Raw genomic sequence first — 4,294 nt, 5'->3', positions numbered from 1 at the left:
GCGCGTGATCGCGGAAAGCGATCACACCCTCGCGCAGGAAGGAGGCGGTCGCGACGGTGACGCCATCGAAATCCAGATAGGCGGGCTCCGGATCGGCGGGCGGACGCGCGGCGGCGACCAGCTTCCCCAGGAGCTGACGGCCGGCTTGCACCCCGCTGAGCACCGGTTCGCCACCGGCCAAAACAACAATCGACAGCTTCACTTTTTATCCTCATTGAGTCCAGTGAAGATGGGAAGGACGCCGTTTGTTATCAAGGGCCGCCGATTTTATCCCCCGGTTTTCCAAGCCTGGGATGGGCTGGAATGTTAACCTCAAGCTCCTCTATGAGAATTGTAAGCTTCGTGCTACATAACCTTCAAATCTGTAGCATGAAGGTGTCAAATGCCGACCCCCCACAATCCTCCCGCCGCAGTCCGGCGGGCGCTGCGCAAGCTCGGCGCCGACATCCACGACGCCCGTCGGCGCCGACGGCTGCCGATGGCAGTCGTTGCCGAGCGGGCCTTCACGTCGCGCTCAACCCTGCAAAGAGTCGAGGCCGGCGACACCAACGTCAGCATTGGCATCTATGCCGGCGTCCTTCAGGCGCTAGGTCTGCTCGACGGTCTGAGCCAGATCGCCGACATCGGCAACGACAGCGTCGGACAGGCGCTCGCCAGCGCCGCATTGCCCAAGCATGTCCACCTCAAACGCAAGACCGGAGACTCACGCGATGGCTGATTTCGAGGTCCATATCGATCTGAACGGCACCACACGGCGCATCGGCCTGGCGAGGAGTAATCAGGTTCGCGGCTCGGAGACCATTCTCTTCGAGTATGATGCTGCATGGCTTGGCGACCCGGACCGGTTCTCGCTGGAGCCTGCCCTCGCCCTCACCCGTGGCACCTTCGCTCCCCCTGCGGGTCTCGCAACCTTCGGCTCCATCGGCGACTCCGCGCCCGACACCTGGGGCCGCCGTCTCATGCAGCGCGCCGAGCGCCGCCTCGCCGATCGCGAAGGCCGCGCTGTCCGCACGCTTGCGGAAAGCGATTATCTGCTCGGCGTCGCCGACGAGACCCGGCTCGGCGCGCTCCGATTCCGCTGGGTCGGTGAAGACCCCTTCCAGGCGCCGATCCGCGCCGGTGTACCGGCCCTGATCGAACTCGGCCGGCTGCTGCAGATCACCGAGCGCATTCTCCGGGACGAGGAAACGGAGGAAGACCTTCAGCTCATCTTCGCACCCGGCTCCTCCCTCGGCGGCGCGCGGCCGAAGGCCTCGGTCGTCGACCAGCACGGCCATCTCTCCATCGCCAAGTTTCCGAAGGAGACCGACGACTACAGCATGGAGACCTGGGAGGAGATCGCGTTGCGTCTGGCCGGCCAGGCCGGCATCGCCACCCCGCAACACGAACTCATCGAAGTGGCCGGCAAAGCGGTCATGTTGTCGCGACGCTTCGATCGCGATGGCGCGACCCGCATTCCTTTCCTGTCGGCCATGGCGATGATGGGCGCCAAGGATGGCGAGCGCGGCAGCTATCCCGAGATCGTAGACGCCCTCACGCAGCATGGCGCGCAGGGAAAGACCGACGCTCATGCCCTCTATCGACGCGTCGTCTTCAGCGTCCTGATCTCCAATGTCGACGACCATTTGCGCAACCACGGCTTCCTCTGGCTGGGAAAAGCCGGGTGGTCGCTCTCTCCGGCCTATGATCTCAATCCCGTGCCAACAGACGTCAAGGCGCGCGTATTGACCACGAACATCGATCTCGACGAAGGCACCTGCTCGCTTGATCTGCTCGAGGCCGCGTCGGAATATTTCGGGCTGACGCTGGCGCAAGCCCGCACGATCATAAAAGAGGTCGCAACCGTCACCGCGACCTGGCGCAACATCGCCAAGGCCGTCGGCGCCCGGTCGGCCGAGATCAGCCGCATGGCCAGCGCCTTTGAGCACGACGACCTGAAACGGGCGCTCGCGCTGTGACCAGAACGCTCCTTCACAGCTTCGATCCACCCGCGGAAAGCCCTGTTAGCGGGCCGACCGTCGACCTCGAGGTCTCGGACATCGAGGATGCCGGCATCCGCGAGGTATTGCAGACGCCCGGCACGGCTTACGGCGCCTGGTCCATCCTGGACACGCTGCTGACACCGACCGGCGCCGGGACGCCGCTTATTTTCAAAGAGCCGCTCGGACAGGCACGAGAAGTGAAAGTCGCCCTCTCCGGTCTGTTTGGGCGCTTCGTCGCACGCGCTTATCTGGAACGCTATTTCAAGCTCTCCATCTTCGCCCATCTCGGCAGCCGCATCATCGACCTGGATCGCCGCAAGAAGATCAAGGTCAAGCGCCTGGCCCGCGGCGACCTGCCCGACTGGATCGCTTGCGCCTCCGACCTGTCCTCCCTGACGGTCGCCGAAGCGAAAGGCTGTCACGATGTCGGAGGCCCGGCCAAAGCGCTCGATCGCGCATGGGCGCAAGCAAAGCGAATAGACGTTACGGTGAAGGACCGCAAAGTCAGCGTGAAGCGCATCGCGATCGCGACGCGTTGGGGAATGGCTGCCTCAGGCCCAAGCGACGCCTTTCTCTCGGCGCGCGATCCCGTTGACGAAGGCGATCCCATCGAACCGGAAGATCAGGAGTCGCTCTTCATCGGTCTCCTTCGTCTGCATATTGCCAACCTGATCAAGCCACTCGGCCACGCCGAACTGGCAGGCGCGCTCCAGCGCCTCACGCATCAGCCATTCCCGCAAAGGCTCCAGGACGACCTCGGCCGCGCCAGGGCGCTGCTCGATGCTGCGCCGGTAAGGGAGGTGGAGAAGGCGACCGCCTTGGGCGGGCTGATCGGTGGTGTCGTCACCCGTGCGGGACCGGTCACGGAAGCCGACGTTGCGCCAGCCGATCAGGAGACACTCGCCCGCCTCAACCTCCACCCGGTCTTCGTCGGCATCGATCGCGACCTCATCCGCGCGGCCATCGACGCGGAACCGCAGGCGGTCCGCACCCGCGTGATCCAGACGGGACGACCGGATGAATTTGCGCGGCCGGATCGCGCCGGCGGCTGGATCATTCCCATCGGTGAGGATCGGCGTATCAAGGGGAGCACCTGATCCGGTGACACGTCCATAACCATCAAAATGATGGCAATCGAACCGAAAATTGCCGCCTTGAAAACTGGATTGCCAATATCCGGTCGCGGCAAAAAGAATACCGCATAATGATGCCGCTTCACGCCATGCGGCCTCGCGTTGGAGGCGACCCCTTATGGTGAATTGGTCCGAGCTGAAACGGGCATCCGATATCGTCCTGGCCGTCTGGCCCCACTACCGCCCCCTGTTCGAGCGCTGGTTGATGCAGGAGCTCATCGACAAGGGCGAACTGGCGCCGATCTGGCGCGAGCGCATGGTGCCGGGAGAAAACGACAGCGTCTTTATGGACCGCTATCCCGATCGCGAGGCTGCCATCGCGGCCGCCAATGCGCTCAATCCAACCTTGCGGCAGGCACTCTCCGCGCGGACCATGGACCCCGTTGTCAAGCGATCGCTCGAACTCAAGATCGACAAGGCCCTGCAAGCGAAACAGCGCCTGCAAGACGAAGAAGCATTGATGTTGGCCGAAGCCTTGCGCCGACACGCTGATGACGGGCGGCCGGACGCCACCGCCCTGAAACTCGCGCCGGACTCCGAGCGCTATCGTCAGGACCTCGCCGAACAACTGGCCACAATGCCGTATCTGAAAGTGGCCAAGGTGGGACGCTCAGGCAACCAATGGCGCTACGTCCTTCTATACTTGGCCCCGAATGGCGTTTGGTCAAAACCCTATCCGGCCGGCGAGAGGGCCGCGCAGATCGCCGAACGCGCTAAGATCGCCAACGGATTCGGTCTGAGCGCCAGCACCCATTGGGGAAAGACAAAGGCCAAGATCCGGCAGATCCTACTCCCCCGCGCCAATCAATTGCTGAAGCTCGCTAGCGTTCAGCGGATGCTCGCCGAAGCTCTCGCGCGAGGCGAACAGGTGCTGGTCTCAAATGGCATTGTATTTTGGTACGAGCCCGATGGTGGCATCGGCTGGCAGGTCAAGGAGACATCGTCGACGCGCGAGTCCGAAGGCGCGACGATCTGGAAGGAAGGGACGATCCTCTCCACCAATCACGGCCGCCTGGTCGTGCTGCCCTACATCAAGGAAAGTGGTGAGCAGATTCGGGGACACACCAAGAACGGTCCCAATGACGGACGCGCCTTGCCTCGCCATCCGGACCACTATGTCGAGATTCCATTTTCCCTTTACGACGGCGATCTTATGATCGGATTATTTGGGGAATTACC

The 4,294-nt window shown here is 63.2% G+C and carries 4 protein-coding genes and 1 pseudogene; 4 read left to right on the top strand and 1 reads right to left on the bottom strand.

All coding sequences use genetic code 11. The annotated features are described in order from the left end of the window. A pseudogene (locus JHD07_RS01920) lies at nucleotides 1–202 on the bottom strand (hypothetical protein); the annotation flags it as partial. A 180-nt stretch (nucleotides 203–382) separates the two neighbouring features. On the opposite strand from JHD07_RS01920, the gene JHD07_RS01915 reads away from it, so the two are divergent. The 4 genes from JHD07_RS01915 to JHD07_RS01900 all read left to right on the top strand — a co-directional run. Continuing rightward, a complete protein-coding gene (locus JHD07_RS01915) occupies nucleotides 383–718 on the top strand; it encodes a helix-turn-helix transcriptional regulator (protein ID WP_291618394.1) in 336 nt (111 codons plus the stop codon). Further along, nucleotides 711–1,958, top strand: a complete 1,248-nt coding sequence (locus tag JHD07_RS01910; protein ID WP_212023300.1) for a type II toxin-antitoxin system HipA family toxin — start codon at nucleotides 711–713, stop codon at nucleotides 1,956–1,958. The genes JHD07_RS01915 and JHD07_RS01910 overlap by 8 nt, the downstream gene beginning before the upstream one ends. Before the next feature lie 107 nt (nucleotides 1,959–2,065). Beyond that, entirely contained in the window at nucleotides 2,066–3,079 is a 1,014-nt protein-coding gene (locus JHD07_RS01905) for a hypothetical protein (RefSeq protein WP_291618391.1), read from the top strand. Nucleotides 3,080–3,233: 154 nt separating this feature from the next. Then, nucleotides 3,234–4,294 (top strand): hypothetical protein (locus tag JHD07_RS01900; protein ID WP_291618388.1); only part of this gene is annotated, 1,061 nt, incomplete at its 3' end.

It is taken from the genome of Bradyrhizobium sp., from assembly GCF_016462955.1.
Classification (GTDB): domain Bacteria; phylum Pseudomonadota; class Alphaproteobacteria; order Rhizobiales; family Xanthobacteraceae; genus Bradyrhizobium.
The sequence above is the reverse complement of the archived record's forward strand: the minus strand, read 5'-3'. Positions and strand labels throughout refer to the sequence as shown.

What these genes read in the sequence shown, in the direction of transcription:
- JHD07_RS01915 (WP_291618394.1), top strand. Translation starts at nt 383, where the DNA reads ATGCCGACCCCCCACAATCCTCCCGCCGCAGTCCGGCGGGCGCTGCGC.
- JHD07_RS01910 (WP_212023300.1), top strand. Translation starts at nt 711, where the DNA reads ATGGCTGATTTCGAGGTCCATATCGATCTGAACGGCACCACACGGCGC.